At 56.3% G+C, this 20,111-nt stretch carries 20 protein-coding genes and 3 pseudogenes; 16 read left to right on the top strand and 7 right to left on the bottom strand.

All coding sequences use genetic code 11. The features are described from left to right. Positions 1-5: 5 nt before the first annotated feature. A complete protein-coding gene (gene istB, locus SJY36_RS16155) occupies positions 6-758 on the bottom strand; it encodes an IS21-like element helper ATPase IstB (RefSeq protein ID WP_286699791.1) in 753 nt (250 codons plus the stop codon). Beyond that, a complete protein-coding gene (gene istA, locus SJY36_RS16150; protein WP_286699790.1) occupies positions 755-2,254 on the bottom strand; it encodes an IS21 family transposase in 1,500 nt (499 codons plus the stop codon). The genes istB (SJY36_RS16155) and istA (SJY36_RS16150) overlap by 4 nt, the downstream gene beginning before the upstream one ends. A 106-nt stretch (positions 2,255-2,360) precedes the next feature. Between istA (SJY36_RS16150) and SJY36_RS16145 the strand changes: the two are divergent. The 13 genes and pseudogenes from SJY36_RS16145 to SJY36_RS16085 all read left to right on the top strand — a co-directional run. Then, positions 2,361-2,648 (top strand): annotated as a pseudogene (locus SJY36_RS16145) (hypothetical protein); the annotation flags it as partial. A gap of 112 nt (positions 2,649-2,760) precedes the next feature. Continuing rightward, positions 2,761-2,964, top strand: a complete 204-nt coding sequence (locus SJY36_RS16140; RefSeq protein ID WP_156775889.1) for a hypothetical protein — start codon at positions 2,761-2,763, stop codon at positions 2,962-2,964. Between the two features lie 1,329 nt (positions 2,965-4,293). Further along, positions 4,294-5,793: an IS21 family transposase gene (gene istA, locus SJY36_RS16135; RefSeq protein ID WP_386176464.1), complete on the top strand. Its 1,500-nt coding sequence runs from the start codon at positions 4,294-4,296 to the stop codon at positions 5,791-5,793. After that, the gene (gene istB / locus SJY36_RS16130) at positions 5,790-6,554 is read left to right on the top strand and encodes an IS21-like element helper ATPase IstB (protein ID WP_386173760.1); all 765 of its coding nucleotides are present in this window, start codon (positions 5,790-5,792) and stop codon (positions 6,552-6,554) included. The genes istA (SJY36_RS16135) and istB (SJY36_RS16130) overlap by 4 nt, the downstream gene beginning before the upstream one ends. Before the next feature lie 140 nt (positions 6,555-6,694). Next, a pseudogene (locus tag SJY36_RS16125) lies at positions 6,695-7,282 on the top strand (substrate-binding domain-containing protein); the annotation flags it as partial. A 101-nt stretch (positions 7,283-7,383) separates the two neighbouring features. Next, positions 7,384-8,445, top strand: a complete 1,062-nt coding sequence (locus tag SJY36_RS16120; protein WP_009827124.1) for an ABC transporter permease — start codon at positions 7,384-7,386, stop codon at positions 8,443-8,445. Further along, complete coding sequence (locus SJY36_RS16115) at positions 8,445-9,209, top strand: ATP-binding cassette domain-containing protein (protein ID WP_009827123.1); 765 nt, start codon at positions 8,445-8,447, stop codon at positions 9,207-9,209. The genes SJY36_RS16120 and SJY36_RS16115 overlap by 1 nt, the downstream gene beginning before the upstream one ends. 9 nt (positions 9,210-9,218) lie before the next feature. Then, positions 9,219-9,869, top strand: coding sequence for a phosphoribulokinase (locus SJY36_RS16110; RefSeq protein WP_037954895.1), 651 nt, complete (start codon positions 9,219-9,221; stop codon positions 9,867-9,869). A gap of 7 nt (positions 9,870-9,876) precedes the next feature. Next, positions 9,877-10,806: a carbohydrate kinase gene (locus SJY36_RS16105; RefSeq protein WP_009827121.1), complete on the top strand. Its 930-nt coding sequence runs from the start codon at positions 9,877-9,879 to the stop codon at positions 10,804-10,806. A 412-nt stretch (positions 10,807-11,218) separates the two neighbouring features. Further along, positions 11,219-12,529, top strand: coding sequence for a TMEM43 family protein (locus SJY36_RS16100; RefSeq protein ID WP_386176572.1), 1,311 nt, complete (start codon positions 11,219-11,221; stop codon positions 12,527-12,529). A gap of 20 nt (positions 12,530-12,549) precedes the next feature. Further along, positions 12,550-13,023, top strand: a complete 474-nt coding sequence (locus tag SJY36_RS16095) for a hypothetical protein (RefSeq protein ID WP_386176570.1) — start codon at positions 12,550-12,552, stop codon at positions 13,021-13,023. Next, positions 13,020-13,820, top strand: a complete 801-nt coding sequence (locus tag SJY36_RS16090; RefSeq protein WP_156775875.1) for a hypothetical protein — start codon at positions 13,020-13,022, stop codon at positions 13,818-13,820. The genes SJY36_RS16095 and SJY36_RS16090 overlap by 4 nt, the downstream gene beginning before the upstream one ends. Before the next feature lie 88 nt (positions 13,821-13,908). Continuing rightward, entirely contained in the window at positions 13,909-14,796 is an 888-nt protein-coding gene (locus tag SJY36_RS16085; RefSeq protein ID WP_386176567.1) for a hypothetical protein, read from the top strand. Between the two features lie 100 nt (positions 14,797-14,896). Here the strand turns inward: SJY36_RS16085 and SJY36_RS16080 are convergent, their stop codons facing one another. Together SJY36_RS16080 and SJY36_RS16075 are read right to left on the bottom strand one after the other, a co-directional pair. Continuing rightward, complete coding sequence (locus SJY36_RS16080; protein ID WP_037954893.1) at positions 14,897-15,127, bottom strand: hypothetical protein; 231 nt, start codon at positions 15,125-15,127, stop codon at positions 14,897-14,899. A 184-nt stretch (positions 15,128-15,311) separates the two neighbouring features. Then, complete coding sequence (locus SJY36_RS16075; RefSeq protein WP_254655204.1) at positions 15,312-15,434, bottom strand: ribbon-helix-helix protein, CopG family; 123 nt, start codon at positions 15,432-15,434, stop codon at positions 15,312-15,314. 160 nt (positions 15,435-15,594) lie between these two features. On the opposite strand from SJY36_RS16075, the gene SJY36_RS16070 reads away from it, so the two are divergent. The 3 genes from SJY36_RS16070 (at position 15,595) to SJY36_RS16060 (ending at position 17,420) form a co-directional block, all read left to right on the top strand. Beyond that, on the top strand, positions 15,595-16,065 hold the full coding sequence (locus SJY36_RS16070; protein WP_037954891.1) for a hypothetical protein: 471 nt from the start codon (positions 15,595-15,597) through the stop codon (positions 16,063-16,065). Between the two features lie 132 nt (positions 16,066-16,197). Continuing rightward, positions 16,198-17,157, top strand: coding sequence for a hypothetical protein (locus SJY36_RS16065; RefSeq protein WP_009827115.1), 960 nt, complete (start codon positions 16,198-16,200; stop codon positions 17,155-17,157). 104 nt (positions 17,158-17,261) lie between these two features. Beyond that, complete coding sequence (locus SJY36_RS16060) at positions 17,262-17,420, top strand: hypothetical protein (protein WP_386176564.1); 159 nt, start codon at positions 17,262-17,264, stop codon at positions 17,418-17,420. On the opposite strand, the gene SJY36_RS16055 is transcribed toward SJY36_RS16060, so the two are convergent. From SJY36_RS16055 to SJY36_RS16045, 3 genes and pseudogenes are all read right to left on the bottom strand, one after another. Next, the gene (locus SJY36_RS16055; protein ID WP_386176562.1) at positions 17,417-18,085 is read right to left on the bottom strand and encodes a hypothetical protein; all 669 of its coding nucleotides are present in this window, start codon (positions 18,083-18,085) and stop codon (positions 17,417-17,419) included. The genes SJY36_RS16060 and SJY36_RS16055 overlap by 4 nt on opposite strands. 812 nt (positions 18,086-18,897) lie before the next feature. After that, positions 18,898-19,274: pseudogene (locus SJY36_RS16050) on the bottom strand (transposase); the annotation flags it as partial. A gap of 26 nt (positions 19,275-19,300) precedes the next feature. Beyond that, positions 19,301-20,111: efflux RND transporter permease subunit (locus SJY36_RS16045; RefSeq protein ID WP_386176560.1), on the bottom strand; the 811-nt coding region annotated here is incomplete at its 5' end.

Below are 20,111 nucleotides of genomic sequence, written 5' to 3'. Positions count from 1 at the left end.
GTGGATTATTGTCGGTTTTTGCGACTGTGTTTGAGCCGGTAGCTTTCGCCATTCATCTCGAGGATGTGGACGTGATGGGTCAAACGATCCAGCAACGCGCCAGTCAGGCGTTCTGATCCAAAGACCTCGGTCCATTCATCAAAAGGCAGATTTGAGGTTATGATGACGGATCCGCGTTCGTAGCATTGCGATATGACCTCAAAGAGCAATTCTGCGCCGGATTTGCTGAGGGGCACAAAGCCCAACTCATCAATGATCAAGAGGTTCTGGCTGGTCAGTTGTTTTTGAAGACGCTGCAATCGCCGCTCATCTTGGGCTTCGATCAGATCATGAACCAAGGCTGCCGCCGTTGTGAAGCGTACTTTCAACCCGCGTTGACATGCAGCCAATCCAAGTCCCAAAGCGATGTGCGTCTTGCCCGTGCCTGACGGTCCAAGGGCGATGATGTTTTCCTTGCGATCAACGTAATCACAGCGTGCCAGCTCCATCGTCAGCGGCTTGTTCAAGCTGGGTATGATCTTGAAGTCAAAGCTATCCAAGCTCTTGGTACTGGGGAACTTTGCCGCTTTGATGCGCCGCTCAATCATCCGGCGCTCGCGATCAATCAGTTCCATCTCACACAGCCGTGCCAGGTAGTGCACATGGTCTTTGTTCTCGGCCGCACAAAGCTGCGCTTGTTTGGCATACTCGCCTTGGAACGTTGGCAGTCGCAGCTTTTTGAGATGGTGGTGCAGAAGGATTTGAGGCGCGTCAGTCATGCTGCTGTCCCTCCGATCAAACTCATGTAGCTGGATGGCCGCGTCATGGCGACATTGGCCTTGGGCAGATACGGATAGAACTCTAAATCCAACCTCGGCGGTCGTTTCTCAACCCGGCACAGCACGAGATGCTTTACAGCGTCATAGCCAATTGCACCCAGATCAATGGCATGACTGATTGCGCCCTGTACAACATCCATGTCGAATGTTTCCAACAGACGCAGGACCTGAACGTATTCCCGCTTGCCCGGTTTGCCCATGCGGGCTTCGAGCAGGCGGTGCAGGGTCGCGAAGACGTCCGGCAGTTCCCAACCCTGCAAAGGCGCTGCCTGATCCAAGGCCCCAACCTTCTGCTCAATCAGCGGCAAGAAGTGCAGCGGATCAAAGATCATATCCGCGGATGCGTAAGACCGCTGGTGCCGTGCGATCACCTCATTGCCGCAACCGATCAGTACCTCGTGTACAAAGCCACGCACATGAACGTCATGGTGTGCATAGGCCACCGGTACCGAGTAATCATTGCCTTTGTAGCGCACCATCGAGATCGATGTGGCCCGTGTGCTGACGTGATCGCAGGCTTCATACTCCGCAACGGGCAATCCCATCAGCGCATCCAAATCAGATATCAAGCGCTCGCCGATGGTTTTGTCGTGGCCACGAAGTGTCTCGCCCTGTCGGGCCAGGCACTTCGCTTCAAGGTGCGCATTGAGATCATCAAAGCTGTCAAAGCGTGGCGCGGGCACCATGAAGTTGCGGCGGGTGTAGCCAACCATCCCCTCAACATTGCCTTTATCGTTGCCTCGCGCAGGCCGCCCAAACTTGTCATCAAACAGGTAATGCGATTGCAACTCTGTGAACCGCTGGGTCCGGACGCGGGTTTTGTCCCCCAGAATGCGGGCGACTGCGATCTTCGTGTTGTCGTAAAGAATGGACTGCGGGATGCCGCCAAAAAACGCAAAGGCTGACACGTGGCCGTCACAGAACGCCTCGGTTGTCTCGGCGGGATATCCCTTCACAAACACCGCATCCGAATGGGGCAAGCTCATCACAAAGAAGTGGATCTTGCATTCCACGCCGCCAATCACACCCAGCGTCTCGCCAAAATCTACCTGCGCATGGCCCGGAAGATGCGACAACGGCACAAACACCTCTTTGGTCCGCCGCTTTTGCTCACGAACGTAATAGGTCACCGTCGTTAAGCTGCCCGCATATCCATGTTCGTCGCGCAAACGCTCGAATATGCGCTTTGCTGTGTGTCGCTGCTTTTTGATCAAGGCTTTGTCAGTGCGAAGGATCTCATCGATCACACCAACAAACCCATCAAGCGTCGGGCGGCGTGGCGGTTCTGAACGCTGATAGCCGGGCGGCAGCTCATGGCGCAGCATCTTGGCAATCGTCTTACGATCTTTATTGAAGTAACGCGCGGCCTCCCGCGCTGACATGCCGTCCTTCAAACACGCGCGGCGCACGCGGCTATAAATATCCACAGAATACATCTCCCGCCCTCCGCATAAACGAAGGGCACAAACTGGCGGACTTTTACTCCGCTACAACTGCAAAACGCAGCCGCTTCCGTGGCCCAATATTGCTCCGCGTTTTACAGAACGTGATCGCAGCAAGACACTGGAACGGAAAAGCCGTGAGCTGCGCAAGGTGAATAAAATTATCCGCAAGGCGTCAGCTTATTTTGCGCAAGCGGAACTCGACCGCCCACTCACGCGATGATCGGCTTCATTCACCGCCCGGTAGGTGATTTGCATGGCATATCTGCCGAGAGGGGACGATCAAAGAGCTGTTTACGGTATCGATACGATCTGCAGGGTGTTGCCGATCGCATCGTCAAATTACTACCACTGTCAGGCATGCATTGTTGCTCCTTCTATGGCCAGCCTAGGCTAGGTCGATTGGTTCAACACCAGTCGACTGCTCGGGCCTATCGGAAACAACTCGCCAGCAGAGACTGAATAGGACTTCTATGCACAGCACGATGTGCTCGCGTAATATGAAACTACAGGTCTCGGGTAAGGCCGGGGGGATTCAAACGCTGGTCATTGCGCCCCTTCATACGCTCCAACTCAACATTGCCTCCGCACCCAATCCGTCCGACCATTTGGGGGTGCTGCGCTTCGACCGAGGGTCGAAAAATGGTGAAAATTTCGACCACATACCAAACCGGCAAAACGTAAATTTTTATGAAACCTTCTAGTATTATAAATATTTGAGCGGTCCGAGAAAATACATTCTCGTTGCTCAAATTCGTTTTTATACAGGAGATTTTCATGAACCAAACTATAAAAAATTTCATTACCACAACAGCATTAGGACTGGCGTATTCCGCCCGCGAGACCAACGCCGCGATTGAATTCCATCTACGTAAAACACGTAGGTCTAACCCTCCTGGCACCTGGGATAATGCCGGTAGATTTTACGCTGCGGAGCGCACTGACGCCGTCGAAATGTGTCGCGCCCCGTCCAGGGCCTATCCGTATTCACAAATGACCGCGGCACCGAGTTTGTCAGTTGGCCGCATCTCCAAGCCGAGATCGGAACCCAGACGTGGTTTTGCGACCCCTCCAGTCCCTGGCAAAAAGGTACCGTTGAGAACACTAACCGACGCCTTCGAAGGTGACTGCCCCGCAAACGCGACATCCGGCAATGCACAGATCACGATATGAAGGTGATCTGTGATCGCCTCAACAATACGCCGCGCAAGTGCTTTGGATGGAAGATGCCAGCCGAGGTCTTTCGCGAAAAGATATTGGAGGAAATGCGATGACACCCCTCCTGAGTTCAATAAGAGTCGCGGTTCAAGTATCGCGTACACTTTCTAGGTTCGGCCAGTACAATGTGGTGTGAAACCGTATTACCAGTAGTGTTAATCTCGAGTGTTCGTGGCTCTAAGTCGGCAGGCAAGTACCTGTAATCTATCGGCGGCTGGTCATCGAGGCCCTTACACACGCAGTGCTTCGCCCTGCGAGCGCCAAGAGGGTGGAAGTTTGGCCGCATAAAATAAGCAATACTTCCAAAGCCTTGATACGGAGCGCTGAAAAGGTCATATTTATGATTAAGCGGGCTGACCTAAATGTCGCCGTTATGTCAACCAAGACAGTACGTATGTGTGTCTCGGTCTCGTACACCACGGTAATGGACTGACTATTTCGGGCTCAGCTTCGGCTGAGCATCCAGACGGTTACAGCGATAAAGATGGGCATAATCGACGCACATACACCCGTGGCAAACAACGCCACTGCACAACCTATACGACACCAGCGCAACAAAAAATTTGCTTAGCATAAAACCCGTTCCCGGATTTTAGACCCCTCAGGGTTGATCTGGTAGAGACTCAGAAGGTCGCCGTGAGCCCACGTAGGAGATGCAGGGGAGCGCTTGCCACGAAACGCTCTACCAGCTCGTCATCTGGACCCGTTGTGAACGGCGGAGCAATACTCGGCCACGGTAGCGACGGCATAGTGTTGTCGCGGGCGGCGTAAAAGTCGTCCACTTTTGCCCTTTCGGATTTCGGGAGGGCTTGGGGATATACACCGTGGACTTGTATTTGAAGGTGCGTCACGCTCATTTCCAGGATGGATTGAGCGGGCGTCAGATTGCCCGGGATTTTGGGATCAGCCGGGACAGTGTTGCGAAGATGTTGGCCTATTCGGAACCGCCGGGATATCGGCGGACAGCGCCGATCAGGCGCCCGAAGCTGGATGCGTTCACCAGCCAGATGGACCAATGGCTTGCTGAAGACAGGAGCCGCCCTCGCAAGCAGCGTCACACCGCCAAGCGTATTTTCGAGCGGTTGCGGGACGAGTGCGGTTTTGATGGCAGCTACACCATCGTCAAGGATTACGTTCGAGACCGTAAGCGGACCGGCAAGGAGATGTTCGTGCCGCTGAGCCATCCGCCCGGTCATGCACAGGCCGATTTTGGTGAAGCGCTTGTCGTGATCGGCGGCGTCGAGCAGAAGGCACACTTCTTTGCCCTCGATCTGCCGCACAGCGACGCATGCTTCATCCGGGCCTATCCTGCGGCCAATACCGAGGCGTGGCTTGACGGCCATGTCCATGCCTTTGCGTTCTTCGGCGCGGTTCCCCAGTCGGTTCTTTATGACAATGACCGCTGCCTGGTAGCCCGGATTCTGCCGGATGGCTCCCGGCAAAGAACCCAGCGGTTCAGCGCGATGTTGTCGCATTACGTGATCCGGGACCGCTATGGCCGTCCCGGCAAGGGCAATGACAAAGGGGCCGTGGAGGGGCTGGTCGGCTACGGACGTCGCAACTTCATGGTGCCGATCCCGTCCTTTCCGGACTGGCACGCGTTCAACGCTCACCTGGAAGAGCAGTGCCGCAAGCGCCAGGGTGATGTTCTGCGTGGCCACAAGGTCAGCATCGGGGAACGGCTGAAGGCCGATCTCGCGGCGATGCGGGATTTGCCCGGCACCCCCTTTGAGGCCTGTGAGTTGCAAAGTGGCCAGGTCACATCGACATCGGTGGTGCGTTATCGCGGCAATGATTACTCGGTGCCGGTTGCCTACGGCCACCGTGCGGTCTGGATCAAGGGCTTCGTGACCCGGGTTGTTATCGGCTGCGGCGCCGAGGTGATCGCTGAGCATTCGCGCTCCTATGACACCGGCGACATGGTGTTTGATCCACTGCATTACCTGGCGCTGATCGAACGCAAGATCATGTCCTTCGATCAGGCCGCGCCTCTGCAGGGCTGGGAGTTGCCCGAAGCGTTCAAAACCCTGCGCCGACTGCTGGAAGCCCGGCAGGGAAAGGCCGGCAAGCGCGAGTATGTGCAGGTCCTGCGCCTTCTGGAGCGCTTCGAGATTGACGTGCTGCATCTTGCCGTCAAAGATGCCCTGCGAATGGGAGCGGTCAGCTTCGATGCAATCAAGCACCTGATCTTGTGCAGGGTCGAGCAAAGGCCTCCGAGGCTGGATCTGGATGTCTATCCCTTCCTGCCCAGAACCAACATCACCACCACCTCCGCCGCATCCTACATGAGCCTGCTGGCAGGAGGTGGGGCATGACGGATGCACCCGAACTGCTGCTGGCCCACCATCTCAAAACGCTTCGGCTGCCCACGTTCTTGCGTGAACATGACAAGCAGGCCCGTATCTGCGCCGCTGAAGGCGTAGATCACGTGCGTTACCTGGCCCGGCTGACCGAGCTGGAACTGATCGACCGGGAACGGCGCATGGTGGAACGCCGGATCAAGGCCGCAAAGTTCCCGACCATCAAAAGCCTGGACAGCTTCGACTTCAAGGCGATCCCGTCGCTCAACAAGATGATGGTGCTGGAGCTGGCGCGCTGCGAATGGATCGAACGCAAGGAGAATGTGATCGCGCTCGGTCCCTCCGGCACCGGCAAGACCCATGTCGCCCTCGGGCTGGGACTGGCTGCCTGCCAGAAAGGATTGCCTGTCGCCTTCGTGACCGCCGCAGCCCTCGTGCACGAGATGATGGAGGCCCGCGACGAAAAACGCCTCCTGCAACTCCAGCGCAAACTCGCCAAGGTCAAACTGCTGATCATCGACGAGCTGGGATTCGTCCCCTTGAGCAAAACCGGCGCCGAGCTTCTGTTCGAGCTGATCTCACAGCGCTACGAGCGAGGGTCGACCCTGATCACAAGCAACCTGCCCTTCGAGGAGTGGACCGAAACCTTCGGCACCGAACGCCTGACCGGCGCGCTGCTGGACCGGCTGACACACCACGTCAACATCCTCGAGATGAACGGCGAAAGCTACCGCCTCAATCAAAGCCGCGCCTGCCTCGCCGCCGCTAACAAATGAACCTCACAGAATTGGCCTGACGGCCAATGCGCCTTGGACCGGGCTTGCTATATGAGGGCCGCACGCTCCAAGGCGCTCGCCCCAAACTGGCCGACTTTTGCTCCGCCACAATGGCCGAATTTTACTCCGCCGTTGACACCGCCGCGTTGGGCAACGACGCTGAAAACGCGAAAATCGCCATGCTTGATCTGGCCGTGAGCCAGCCGACTGTCGGCGTTCTGCGCGATCAGGGCTTCTTGCAGGGCTTTGGCATTGATCTGGGCGATCCCAGCAAATGGGGTGACGAGACCGACCCCCGTATCGTTGGGAACGACGTGACTGCCGGCAACGAAGAAGGGGGCCGCAAAGCGATGGAGAACCTTCTCGCGCAGGACCAAGACATCAACGTCGTCTACACGATCAACGAGCCAGCCGCCGCCGGTGCCTATGAGGCGCTTAAGGATATTGGCCGCGAGAACGACGTGCTGATCGTTTCTGTCGATGGCGGCTGCCCCGGCGTTCAAAACGTCGAAGAGGGCGTGATCGGGGCCACCTCGCAACAATACCCGCTGTTGATGGCGTCCAAGGGGATCGAGGCGATTGCCGCATTTGCCAAGGACGGGACGAAGCCCCAAGCCACCGAAGGCAAGGACTTCTTTGACACCGGTGTCGCCCTGGTTACCGACAAGCCGGTTGATGGCGTCGATAGCATCAGCGTAGCCGAAGGCAAGGACCTGTGCTGGGGCTAACCCCTTAACGAGTAACGAGTAAATGCCGGGCGATGATAATCGCCCGGCCCCCGTCTCGCGCGCGAGGCTAACGATCACAGTCGAACGAATTGGAGCGACAAATGTCCACCGGAGATAATTATGAGGCCGCAGCCTCGAAGAGCGCGACGGATGTCGCACGTTTCGATGGCACCTCTGACGGATTTGTCAAAAAGATGCACCACGCCCTGCATGTCACGCCAGCGCTTGTGCCGCTGATCGTGCTCCTGGCGTCCATCGCTGTCTTCGGTTTGCTATTGGGGTCCCGCTTCTTCTCTCCCTTCGCGTTGACGCTGATTTTGCAACAGGTGCAGATCGTCGGGATCGTTGCTGCCGCCCAAAGCCTTGTTATTCTAACGGCAGGCATCGATTTGAGCGTCGGCGCGATTGCCGTCATCTCCTCCGTTGTGATGGGGCAATTCACATTCCGCTATGGTCTGCCCGCCGAAGTCGCCGTGGCCTGCGGTCTTATCTTTGGAACGCTGATCGGGACTATTAACGGTTGGCTTGTGGCCGTGATGAAACTGCCCCCCTTTATCGTGACACTTGGGATGTGGCAGATCGTGCTGGCCGCCAACTTTCTATACTCCGCCAACGAGACGATCCGCAGTCAAGAGATTGCGGCCGAAGCCCCACTCCTTCAACTTCTCGGCGTGAAATTCAATCTGGGTGGTGCGATCTTTACCCTAGGTGTGGTCTTTCTTTTGGTCTTGGTTCTTGTACTGGCATACGTGCTAAAGCACACCGCTTGGGGGCGGCATGTTTACGCTGTCGGTGATGATCCCGATGCCGCCGAATTGTCCGGCGTTAACGTAAAGAAAACCATCATCTCTGTTTATGCCATAGCAGGCCTGATTTGCGCCTTCGCTGGATGGGCCTTGATCGGCCGCATCGGGTCGGTTTCCCCTACGTCCGGCCAGTTACTGAATATCGAAAGCATCACGGCGGTCGTGATCGGTGGAATTTCACTCTTCGGCGGCCGGGGCTCTATCTTAGGAACGTTCTTCGGAGCCTTGATCGTCGGCGTCTTTACTCTGGGGCTGCGGCTGGCGGGCGCGGACGCTCAATGGACATATCTCCTGATCGGCGTGCTGATCATCGCCGCCGTCGCAGTGGACCAATGGATTAGAAAGGTAGCAGCCTAATGGAACCTATGTTGAAAGCCCGTGGTCTGGTGAAACGCTACGGCAAGGTTACCGCCCTTGATCACTGCGACTTCGATCTCATGCCGGGCGAGATCCTCGCGATCATTGGCGACAATGGTGCCGGCAAAAGCTCGTTGATCAAGGCGATCTCGGGCGCTGTGATCCCCGACGCAGGAACCGTCACGCTAGAAGGTAAGGAAATTCACTTCCGGTCCCCCATCGATGCGCGCAACGCAGGCATCGAAACGGTGTACCAGACGCTTGCCATGTCCCCCGCACTTTCTATCGCAGATAATATGTTTATGGGACGCGAGCTGCGCAAACCCGGCTTTCGCGGCTCTGTGCTGCGCCAGCTTGACCGTAAACGCATGGAAGAAGTTGCCCGCGAAAAACTTTCCGAGCTTGGGCTGATGACGATCCAGAATATTAATCAGGCGGTGGAAACACTCTCGGGCGGGCAGCGACAGGGCGTCGCTGTGGCACGGGCGGCTGCGTTCGGATCTAAGGTTATCATTCTTGACGAACCGACGGCTGCGCTTGGCGTAAAAGAAAGCCGCAAGGTCCTTGAACTTATCCTCGAGGTAAAGAGCCGCGGTATTCCCATCATCTTGATCAGCCATAACATGCCTCATGTGTTCGAGGTTGCCGATCGCATCCACGTACACCGTCTTGGCAAGCGCCTGTGTCTGATCAACCCCAATGAGCATTCCATGTCCGACGCGGTGGCCTATATGACCGGTGCCGCCGTGCCAGACGCCGCATAGAGCACGCCTGTGAATACCGAGCTACTCGCCAGAATTGAGGCTACATCTTTCTCTGGAAAACGAAGACTGGTTGCCCTGGTCGGCGCACCGGCCAGCGGCAAGTCCACCTTGGCCACAGCCTTGGCCGAAGGGAACGAAACCATTCAAGTCGTACCGATGGACGGTTTTCACCTCAGCAACGAGATCCTGTCCGAACGCGGTCTGCTCGATCGCAAGGGCGCGCCAAATACGTTCGACAGCGCGGGGTTTGTCCATCTCGTAAAACGGCTTAAAACCGAGGATGACGTCGTGTTCCCTTTGTTTGACCGAACGCGCGATCTTTCTATTGCAGGGGCTGGCGTACTGCGCCCCGAGACCACGACAATCATCGTAGAGGGCAACTATCTGATGCTGGACCAGCCCCACTGGCGGGAACTTGCACCATTGTGGGATCTATCGGTACAGATCGACGTACCGCTTGATGTATTGCGGCAGCGGCTTCTGCAACGCTGGGCCGATCACGGCTGCGAACCGGCGAAGGCGGCTGAAAAAACAGACAGTAACGATGTGCCAAACGCCATTTTCGTGCTTGAAAACAGTCCGCCGTGTGATGTCGTCCTTTCCGACAATCAGATTGTAGGCGAATCGCAGCCGGCTCAGCCCCCCATTTCCAAGATATAGTGATTCAATGATTTTATGCTGCGGCGAAGCTTTGATCGATATGATCCCCACCCCGACCTTGGCTGGGTCTGAGGGTTTTGTTCCGCATGTCGGCGGTGCCATATTCAACACCGCAATCGCCCTAGGGCGGCTCGGTATTCCCACCGGTATGTTGACAGGTCTATCAACGGATATGTTCGGTATACAGTTGGCGGCGGCCCTCAAGGCCAGCCACGTCGATACCTCCCATGCCGTGGTATCAAACCGCCCGACTACGCTCGCATTTGTCCAGCTAAACGGCGGCCAAGCGACCTATAATTTTGTCGACGAAGGCTCCGCCGGACGGATGTTGACCCCCGTTGATATGCCCACACTGACCACTGACGTCTCGGTCTTATATCTCGGCGGGATCAGCCTAGCCTGTGAACCCAGCGCGGACGCGTATATCGCGCTACTCAAGGCCGAGGGCGCGCACCGCCCCGTCATGATCGATCCCAATATCCGTCCGGGTTTAGTAGACAATATACCGGCCTACAGATCGCGCCTTGAAGGTGCCATAAGGCTCGCCGATCTCGTCAAAGTGTCTGACGAAGATTTGGAGTGGTTGGTTCCAGGGCCGTCGTCCCTCAAAAGCAAGGCAACCGCGCTGCTTGAACTGGGCCCCGCCGCAGTAATCCTGACCCGCGGTGCCGAGGGCGCGACCGGCCACCTCAAATCAGGGGCCGAAATACAGGTACCCGCTGTCCGCGCAAAAGTCGTCGATACCGTAGGTGCAGGCGATACATTCAACGCTGGGATTCTAGCACAGCTGTTTGACGCCGGAAAACTGACCAAGACAGCGATATCAGACATCTCGCCAAAAGCCCTTCAAAGCGCCGTCGAATACGGCGCAAAAGTCGCCGCAATCACAGTAACCCGCGCGGGAGCAAATCCGCCATGGCGTAGTGAAGTTGACTGAGCGTGGCCTTTGACATGTTTCGCGACAGCTGATCTCGGCTAAAGCGATCCTTATGAAAGAGCGTTAGTTTCTGGGATCATTTTATAACCAAGGCTCAGCGTTTGCTAAAATGGATAAATTGCCACACTCGGCAAAACTGCGCTATCGGTTGTGGCGGCCCTGTTCCCACTGCGTTGACATGGAGCTTTGCATCTGCTGCGAGGGTCTCCTCTCCGCCCTTCCTATTGAAAGACGCGAACGGCCCTTAGCGGACATCCGACCAGACGTCACTCGCTGCACCGCAGCTTACTCTCGCCGATCTTTATCTGAAGTTGCGCGGACGCTATTTGCGCGAAGGTAGGCAGCGTCAAGGAATTCGACGTCTGGCAATTTTTTGAGTTCGGGTTTTTTCTAACCTTGCTTCGCAGCGTTGTTGAATTTAACAATTTCTCGAAAAAGTGATTGCACGGTTTTAGATTTTACTTTCATGCCATTAGGCTTCGTCTGTGCGCGGATCATCCCTTATCACGTCGGGGTTTCAAAACGTATATTTCGGAGCGTATCCTCGATGAGCAAGCTTACTCAGACATTCCATGTTGGGCTTGGCCAGCGTATAAAAAAGGCCTTCAAGGATGTCGGACTCGGAGTGGCATTTATCGGCTTCGCGCTCATGGGGATTTTCTGGAACGAAGGCAATTCGGTCAAAGTTGCGCGGGCGTTAGACGAGGGCGCGGGCGTTGTTGTGCCCCTGACTGATCTGACACCAAGCGCGGAAAATCAGGGTGCGCTGGTTCATATTAGCGGGCCATTGGCGCTCGACGAAAAACTGACAGACGCGGTGCTCGGCATTAAGGGGGGCGCGCAAACCGTGCGGTTGGAACGCAAGGTCGAGCAATTCGCGTGGATCGAAGAGACCCGCACCCGCACCACAACCAACGCGGGCGGCTCGCAGGATCGTACCACCCATTACACTTACCGCATGGGGTGGACGGACAGCCCCGAGTTTGGCGCGTCTTTTCACGTCACCGATGGCCATGAGAACCCGCGGGCCCCGATCCGCAGCAATACGCGTCGCCACAAGACGGGACAAATCGGCGGCTTCATGGTGAGCGACGGCGTAGGTGATCTCGGTAGTTCGGAGCAGATGATCTTGACGAAGCCACAGGCGGATAAGATCAGTGCCGCGCTTGAGTTGGAACACGAGGTGCATTTAACGGCGGGTGTTCTGCAATTCTCCGAGGATATCCAAGATCCGCAACTGGGCGATTTGCGCATCAGCTATTTTAGCTCCGACATTGATATCGCAAGTGTCGTCGGCCAGCAGGATCAGGGCACGTTGGTCCCTTATACGGCGGAGAATGGCTCCATTGTTTTCCTGCTTGAAGAGGGCCTTCAGCCCGCAAATCAGATGTTTGAGACCGCGCAGGCCGTAAACCGCAGCAAGACCTGGGTATTCCGCGGGTTGCTGCTCGTGTTGATGTTCATCGGGTTTAAGGCACTTTTCTCGATCATCGACGTAACCGCCACCGCCGTCCCCGCATTGGGCCGGCTGACCTCCAAACTGACAACTCTGATCGCCATTGGTCTGACGGTGCTGATCGGCGGGGGTGCGATGGCTCTTGCCTGGGTTCTGGTGCGGCCCCTTCTGTCGGGCGCGATCCTGATAGGCGTGCTTACCTTTGCCGCCATTCTGGGCGAAAAGCTGCGCCGCAAAGTCCAAACGGTTTCTTTCCAATCACTCTAACTTCTCAAAAGGATATACTTATGCGACGTGCTTTTCTGACGGCTTTGGCTGTGATGACTTCCTTTGCCGCGACGGCCGGCTCTTACTGCGAACTGGACGGATCGGAGATGTTCACTTGCACCTTTAACGGCGGCGCAAAGGCAGTTGAGGTTTGCGATGCCTTTTGGATGGACGGGGATATGGCCTCTTACGGCTTTTTTAAAAGCAGCGGCGAAGTCGAGAAGGAGATCATCACCGACAAAGCCTCCCTGCTTTACAACGAGGGCACGGGCATGGGCACGATGATGAGCGAGTCCGTCACCTTCCAGACCGAAGACGGCTATGGCTACGAGGTGTTCTGGTGGGCAGAACAGGGCGATGTAGAGGCCAGCGGCGGCGTCAACGTTCATAAAGACGGCAGCGAGATCGCCAGCCTGTCCTGTGATCCGGGCTCTGTTCAGCAAAACCTTGGTGAGTTCATCATGATGATCGACAACGCGCAGGTCTCCCCGTGAGACCTTGGGCTGCGGCTATGATTGCGGCGGGCCTCGGCTCTGCCGCACAGGCGCAGGGCGTTTGCTCGGGCGAGGTGGTGTTTCAATGCGCCACCGACGCGCCCGAGGAGACCCGCGACCAGATCACTGTGTGCCTGTCTGACGGGCGATTTGAAATGGTGCGGCATCATTTGGCCACCGGTGGGATGCGCTATGACGTGCCTCTGACCGCCGATGGGGCGCTGACCCACTACACTTTTGGCTGGCTCGACGACGAAACGATCAAGGTTGAACTGGGCTTTTGGGACGAACCCTACGCCATGCCGCGCATTCTTCATATGGCGGTGCCGTGGAACGAAGAGGAAGACGAACAGCGTCTTGACCTTCCTGCCGAAGCCTGGCTGCAAACCGCCGATTGGCAGATGCCGATTGAACAGGAGCTGTGCCTGGCGCGGACCGTCTACGCCGACCTCGCCGCGATGGACGCGGGGTTTGCGGATCGCGGGCCTGTTGGCTTGTTCTTTTCTGGTGATGAATTTGTGCCGACCCCCGAAACCGTCGGGCGCGCGCGCGTGCAGGCCGATACATCGGTACCTGTCTACCAGTGGAACAGACCCAATGCCGCAACGCCCGTGTGGTGGCAGCTATATGACGGCGACGATGTTGAAGTTCTGGCCATGCAAGGCGATTTTCGCGCGGTGGCGATCCCGACAGGTGTGAGTGAGTGCGTGATCCGACCCGAAGACATGGGGCATCCCTACAACGGCCCTTGTGCCACGGGTTGGGTGGATCAGCGGTTTTTGGAGATGATCCAGTAACAAGTCGCGGAAGCGTAGACCAGAGACGCAAACAAAGCACATTGCAGTTTCCATTGTGACCAGCGGGGTAAAAAAAATGCGGAAAATCATGACCATTGCGGCCTTGCTGGCCGCAAACCAAGCCCATGCCTTTTGCGACGACGCCGTCCTGGAAACAGATGTGCTCTGTGTAACCGAAGAGGCCGAAGAAATTAAACTCTGCCGCACGGTACACCCGATGACCGAAATGGAGATGTTGACCCTTCACGTTGCTCCGGCGATCTCCGAGGGGCCGCTCAGTGAGGTGGCACGGGACATTCCGTTTGCGATGATGCTCGGGACAGGTGGCTATCCTTGGGACAGCTATGGTCTTACATTCTTGCACGAGGGCGGGCGCGCCGTGCTCAACCTGCGCCGCGCGATTGATGCCGTGGATAACAGCCAAGTTGAAATATCGCTCGATCTGTTCGGACGCGAGGCCGAACCGCAGCGCACTTTAACCTGTATGGTGCCCGCCCTGCGCGCCGAAATCGAAGCGCTGCTGACAGCACGTGGCATTGAGCCAAACGACGAGCGCACGGGCCCTTCCGCAGACAGCCGCCCCTTCTACATCCCGCGCCAACGACTGCCTGGAGATACGCCTTATGGCGGCTATGCCTGCCGCGAAGTCGGTCTGGTCGAAAGTAAGGAAGGCTCTGACGCGGGTCAAATTGCGCTTTACACCGCCGCCTTTGAGGACGCCGCGATCATGGGTTACGTCAGCCCCTACGACGCCACGGGAGCCTTCGAGTGCTGGAATGAAAACGGTTTCAGCGGCATCGTCTGGCCCGATAGGGACAAGCGCGGCGATGACCTTCCGTGGTCCATGCTCGATTTCGACGCCCGTCTGGCCGCCTGTGGCCTGAACAAGGCCAACTGGCCGCCGAATCTTGCATATGACGGCAAATGCTCCAGCGCATGGGTGACGTCCGGTTCGGTTGCTGGTTTCGGCGGCTGACGCAGGTGTCACTTTGAACTGCCACCTGCCGATCATGCACTTTGGCACCGCATCGCGCACGTACAGCGAACGACCGGTTTCCGCCCCGGACTGCCAGAACCTAACTCTGCTCTGCCGCTAATATCTGCGAAATAATCAACACTTCTGCTGACGTCACGCCATCAATGACAACATATGGACCAAGTTTATCCATGCTCAGCTCGATACGGACCCGTAACGCAGTTGATATCTTTTTGAGCACAGTATGACTGGCATGAAGCTTTAAAACCGTTGGTGGTCCGCTCTGTTTCCGCCCACTGGCGTTGTCTTCGGGTTTTTCTACTCTGCCCATTTTTGCCAGCTCCTTCAGATCTTTTTACCTTGTGCTTGCTTCAAACGTAATCAAAAGCCGCGCCGCCAATCGCTCTACCGCCCATGCGCGGTGCATTGAATGACATCCACAGGCACATCCGCAGGCCAATCAACATCAGCGCTGACCTGAGCGCTCATGTCAGCGCTGACAGTATGGACCACCGTTACGGACCGCGCCTGCCGTCGGCCCACGCCTCTACGATACGCCGTATCAGCTCTGGTCGACTGGGGAGGTCTTCTTCACCTCGGCGCGCTTCATCCAGGGCCGCTATCAGTTCAGACGGCATCCGAACCATAATCGGCTGTGTGTCGACTTTGGGTCGTCCGCGTGATTTCATAATATTACCTATTGACGTCATGATTTCTTAGTATCATATATAAACACGTCGGCACCGGAGCTGCAACTCCAACGCCGACGCTAACCACAATGATCGATAGGAGATCACAATGGCTGCTCAAACACGTACCATCCTTCATGCGGTGCCTGAACCGATTAATCACATGACCCGGCTTGACCGCTTGGAGTTTCGCAAGCTCCTGGACCTCTATTTCGCCGCGCTCCGGGCTGATTGGGTTTTCCACGAGACCCGGCAGAAACGCGGCACGCAAGCGGCAGCAGACCTTGCACATGCGGCTGCGTCGGGCTGGAGCGCTTGCACCGTTTCTTTGCTTGTCTTGCGCGATATGCGCACAGTGGACCCCGACCTGCGCGCCGCAGTTGAGATCTTACTCAAAACCTGCCCCGGCGAACTGCCGAGCAGCTGCGATCTGATGCGCTGCTCAACGGAGATGCTGGCACTTGCCAACAAGCAAAAAGGCTCCCGTTCTGGCCTTCTGGCTCTCTTGGACGAAGCATTCTGTTTGCTTGAGGCCCACTACGCCAATCACGCGTTGATCTCAGCGCAGCGCGCCGTTTAACGGCTAGGCCTCCAGCGCCGGTGCTCTCGAACAAGAGCATTGGGGCGCTCAGTTTTTCAAAATTTTCGCCTTCCCGAACACAGCGCGCCAGGCACTGTGTCAGAGGGCGTGCCTTTTCACGGAGTTTTATCAATGCCACTTAGCAAAGTTACGTATCCTTTCCCGATTGATGATGATTTCCAGCAAATTTTCAAAGGTGCAAGCCTGGATCATTGGAAAAAAGCCGCCATGCGGAATGGCTTTACCATTCTCGGCCGTGCAAAAGATCGGTTGCACGTGGTGCTGGGGTGCCAGTCGTGCGGGACAGCTACATTAAAACGCGTCAGCGTTGTGCTCGGCCACAAACCCGAATGTCCACACTGTATTCACACGCGTCGTGCCGCGGCAGCGCAGTCCATTGGTGCTACACTGATCGGCGCAGATCCTGATGGCGATCGGCACTACGGGCTTTTCGAACTCGACTGCGGCCATGTCGATCGGCGTCAATACCATCGCATTGAAACCGCCGCTGCCGGCGGTCACAAAGCAAGCTGTTCGATTTGCACCGAAGAACGCTATGCGGAGGAAGCGCAATGTCATAGCTGGACGCTGATGGGCCACGCTGCTCGGAAAGGGCCGAACTATCGCAACTACCAACACACTTGCGGGCATGCTCAAGATGTGGCCGTCGTGAACATGCGGAACGGTGACCTAGACTGCGCCGGATGCGGCGAAACCTGGTCTTCGAAGCCGAGTGAGATCTATATCCTCGCCTTCGCAATCCCGAATTTGCGTGTGATTAAGCTCGGCTACAGCAGCAACTCTGAGTGCCGCATGCGACAGGTCCAAATTGACCCCGCGCAGACATGCGGCTCGGTTCTGCGCAAGATCGATATTGAGACGGGTCACCGCGCGATCTGCTTGGAAAAAGCGCTCCACAGCCACATCCGCCGCAACCGCCCTGATCTGGTCGTACCGCCTGAGCTCTTCCGTGCTCACCTCCGCACGACCAGCGAGATTTATCACCGCCACGGGAAACCATATATCGAAGCGCTTCTCGATGCTGTCGCCAGCGGCTGGGACCCGCGCATCCAAGACGCCATCGCTGCCTGAGCGCGCGCGGAGGCTGCAGTCCTGCGGCCTCCCTCCCTTCATCTGGTGGACCCTATCTATGCCCCCCCGCCGTGCCCGCCAGTGCAACCGACAAAATCGAGCCTTTGCTTCGAGCAGCTCACATCAGAGCCGCCGAGATCATCGAAATGCAGCGCCCTCTCATCATCAAACTCGCAGAGGCTCTGCTGGCTGAACGGGAACTGCCCTCGGAGCGTCTGCAAGACATCTTGCAGGACAATCAACGTACCCGCCCGCCAAGCTAGGATGCCAGCTTCAGCACGGGCACTGGACGAGCAGAGGCGTGCTTTACCGGAAACTTCTGCGCGGGCTTAAGCTTGGACATGTCATCAAAAAACCGGGTGAGATCGACGCCTGTGTTTGCCAGTGCCGGAAAGACCCACCCGAAAACCCGGTGGGCGCGCGGAAAGCTCTTAAACAAAGCATAGGGTTGGTCGAAGGACATAAGGCCGATGAGCTTTTTGGAATACTTGTCGGCAGCCATCAGCAACGACATCATGATCAACCGCGCACCGGGCATATCGAGGAGCGCAAGGCGCTTGGACATTTGCGCCTGTTCCGGCGTCTTAAGATTTGCGCCCTGTGAAATCGCGTGCCGCGTCCAGAAATATCGCGGGTCATTGAAACTGCGAGTATTCAGAGTAGCAAATTGCGCAGTGGTCGCATCAATGGACTTGATCAACCGGTCGCCACTTGCCATGCTACGGCAAACCTGTGCGCCCTGCGGCGCGCGGTAATAATCCAGAACGTTGGACCCGAACGCAAACAAAGGATCACGCACGCCCAACAACATATTTGAGACCTTCATCTGCTCACTAGATGGCACGGCCCGAGACCACAGCGCATGGCCGACATAGATGGCTGGATTGGCATTGACGTGACGTGCCACGAGTTTGAAGGGTGTGTGCATAAGGGGCTCCTGTTCTCCCCATCAGTTTAGACCATCGACGTGAAGACACATATACGTCGGCACTCGATAATTGTGGATAACCGGACGAAGTACAGCATCATCGCTGGCAAACACTCACCGGGCTAAACCTACCGCGTTGACCTGCCACTGCAGTAGGCACGCATCGTCAAGTTGGTTAGGGAGCACCACCGGCTCAACTCGGCCAAAGCTCGTGTTACGCCCTCTGTTACAGATAATGCATTGAAATCATTGATGTAATTTCGACCGATTCACCGAAAATTGCCGAAATAGCCCCTCTGTTACAAGCATATTCAATAATATCAATGACTTAAGGAGCGTAACGCGTAACAAAAACATATGTCTTTATATAGAGACAACGACATGAGGAGATATGTCTGACTCCTATGTACACTTTTTCTATATTTCTGTTACAGATATCATTATATATATATTTACCAATGATTTCATAAGCTTAAGGGCGTAACAAAACCCGTAACGCACCTGTTACAGCGTTACACCATTGATATTTAACGATATTTTACATTATTCCGGCCAATTTTGGGGGGAAGTAGGGAAATTTCGACCAAAATGTCACGGCATCTGCCATAGCGTCGATAAGAGCGTCCTACAACTTTAGGTTGAGATTCTGGTCCGCAATCAAAAAATGTCGGATCATGTGCAAGATTGTGTTAGGTCATGCTTATTCATATCGGCCCGTGTTTTGCACCATAGCTTCCAGGCGAAGCGTTACCGATAAGCTGTCCTTTGAAAACCTCATCGAGGACAAGATTACCGGGTGCCGTCTGGAAGGATCCCAAAGCCACGAAGACCGCCTTATTCGAGACCAATCCATCACTGCGGATGTTGACACGGATCGCGTCTATTACCCAGCAGGCGAATCTGCAGGATGCTGCCGGCAGGGCATGAACACTATAGGATAGCAGGGTTCGGGGGGGCTCTGCCAGGCGGTGACCTCGTCCATCACGGCCTCGGTAATCGCCGATATCAAGCTGGGTGATGCCTTAAAGCCGTAAATCTCTTCGATGTGCCCTTGGATCTCACGGGTCGTCATTCCGCGTTCATACACGCTGACGATCTTGTGGTCGAACTCGGGAACGCGACGCTGATACTTGGCGATCAACAGCGGATCAAAGGTGCCGTTGCGGTCGCGCGGACTTTGCAATCGAAGGATGCTCACCATACGCTCGGTCAGCGTTAAGGGGCTGCACGGTTACGCCTGAATAAAGTCGACAACACTGTTTTCCTCGGCCGTTCCGCTGCCGTCGCTTTGTCCCCTCGCAGGGTTCGCTTTTCGCCAAATATCAACAGAGCCGGTGTCAGGATGAGGGTCAGAAGGGTCGCGACAACCAGACCGCCTACAATCGCGCTCGACAGTTCGGTCCAATACTGGGTCGACGGCGCGCCAAAGACGATTTCGCGCGTGAAGAAATTCAGGTTGGCCCCCAGCACCATCGGCATCAGGCCAAGCGCCGTGGTAATTGATGTTAGAAGTACGGGCCGAAGACGTTGTGCGCCTGTGCGCAAGGCCGCCTCGCGCGGGTTCATGCCAGAGGATCGTAGATCATTGTAGGTATCAATCAGAACAATGTTGTTGTTCACCACAATGCCCGCCAGCGCGATAATCCCGATGCCCCCCATCACAACGCCAAAGGGGCGCCCCGTGACGATCAAGCCAAGCAAAACACCCGCGACCGAGAAGATGATCGCGCTCATCACGACGAAGGCTTGGTAGAAGCTGTTGAACTGAAGAACGAGGATCACCAGCATCAAAACAATTGCCGACACGAAGGCACCAACAAGGAACACCATCGCTTCGGTCTGGTCCTGCGCTTCGCCTGCGAAGCTATAGCTGACCCCGTCGGGCAAATCTGCGGCGTCCAGGGCTTGTTGCAAAGCGGTCACCTGATCGTTGACCAGCAAACCGGGTGCGACATTTGCCTCTATCGTCACGACGCGCTTTTCATCAACCCGTGTGATCGTGCCCGTCCGTTCAACAGGCTCAAAG

The organism is Sulfitobacter sp. R86518 (assembly GCF_042466275.1).
GTDB classification, from domain to species: domain Bacteria; phylum Pseudomonadota; class Alphaproteobacteria; order Rhodobacterales; family Rhodobacteraceae; genus Sulfitobacter; species Sulfitobacter pontiacus.
The sequence above is the reverse complement of the archived record's forward strand: the minus strand, read 5'-3'. Positions and strand labels throughout refer to the sequence as shown.

Excerpts from the sequence above, each read along its gene's own strand:
- SJY36_RS16085 (WP_386176567.1), top strand. The coding sequence starts at position 13,909 with ATGACCATTGCGGCCTTGCTGGCCGCAAACCAAGCCCATGCCTTTTGC.
- SJY36_RS16115 (WP_009827123.1), top strand. The coding sequence starts at position 8,445 with ATGGAACCTATGTTGAAAGCCCGTGGTCTGGTGAAACGCTACGGCAAG.
- istA (WP_286699790.1), bottom strand. The coding sequence starts at position 2,254 with ATGTATTCTGTGGATATTTATAGCCGCGTGCGCCGCGCGTGTTTGAAG.
- SJY36_RS16065 (WP_009827115.1), top strand. The coding sequence starts at position 16,198 with ATGCCACTTAGCAAAGTTACGTATCCTTTCCCGATTGATGATGATTTC.
- SJY36_RS16095 (WP_386176570.1), top strand. The coding sequence starts at position 12,550 with ATGCGACGTGCTTTTCTGACGGCTTTGGCTGTGATGACTTCCTTTGCC.
- istB (WP_286699791.1), bottom strand. The coding sequence starts at position 758 with ATGACTGACGCGCCTCAAATCCTTCTGCACCACCATCTCAAAAAGCTG.
- SJY36_RS16070 (WP_037954891.1), top strand. The coding sequence starts at position 15,595 with ATGGCTGCTCAAACACGTACCATCCTTCATGCGGTGCCTGAACCGATT.
- istB (WP_386173760.1), top strand. The coding sequence starts at position 5,790 with ATGACGGATGCACCCGAACTGCTGCTGGCCCACCATCTCAAAACGCTT.
- SJY36_RS16055 (WP_386176562.1), bottom strand. The coding sequence starts at position 18,085 with ATGCACACACCCTTCAAACTCGTGGCACGTCACGTCAATGCCAATCCA.
- SJY36_RS16075 (WP_254655204.1), bottom strand. The coding sequence starts at position 15,434 with ATGCCGTCTGAACTGATAGCGGCCCTGGATGAAGCGCGCCGAGGTGAA.
- SJY36_RS16140 (WP_156775889.1), top strand. The coding sequence starts at position 2,761 with ATGAAACTACAGGTCTCGGGTAAGGCCGGGGGGATTCAAACGCTGGTC.
- SJY36_RS16120 (WP_009827124.1), top strand. The coding sequence starts at position 7,384 with ATGTCCACCGGAGATAATTATGAGGCCGCAGCCTCGAAGAGCGCGACG.
- SJY36_RS16080 (WP_037954893.1), bottom strand. The coding sequence starts at position 15,127 with ATGGGCAGAGTAGAAAAACCCGAAGACAACGCCAGTGGGCGGAAACAG.
- SJY36_RS16105 (WP_009827121.1), top strand. The coding sequence starts at position 9,877 with ATGATTTTATGCTGCGGCGAAGCTTTGATCGATATGATCCCCACCCCG.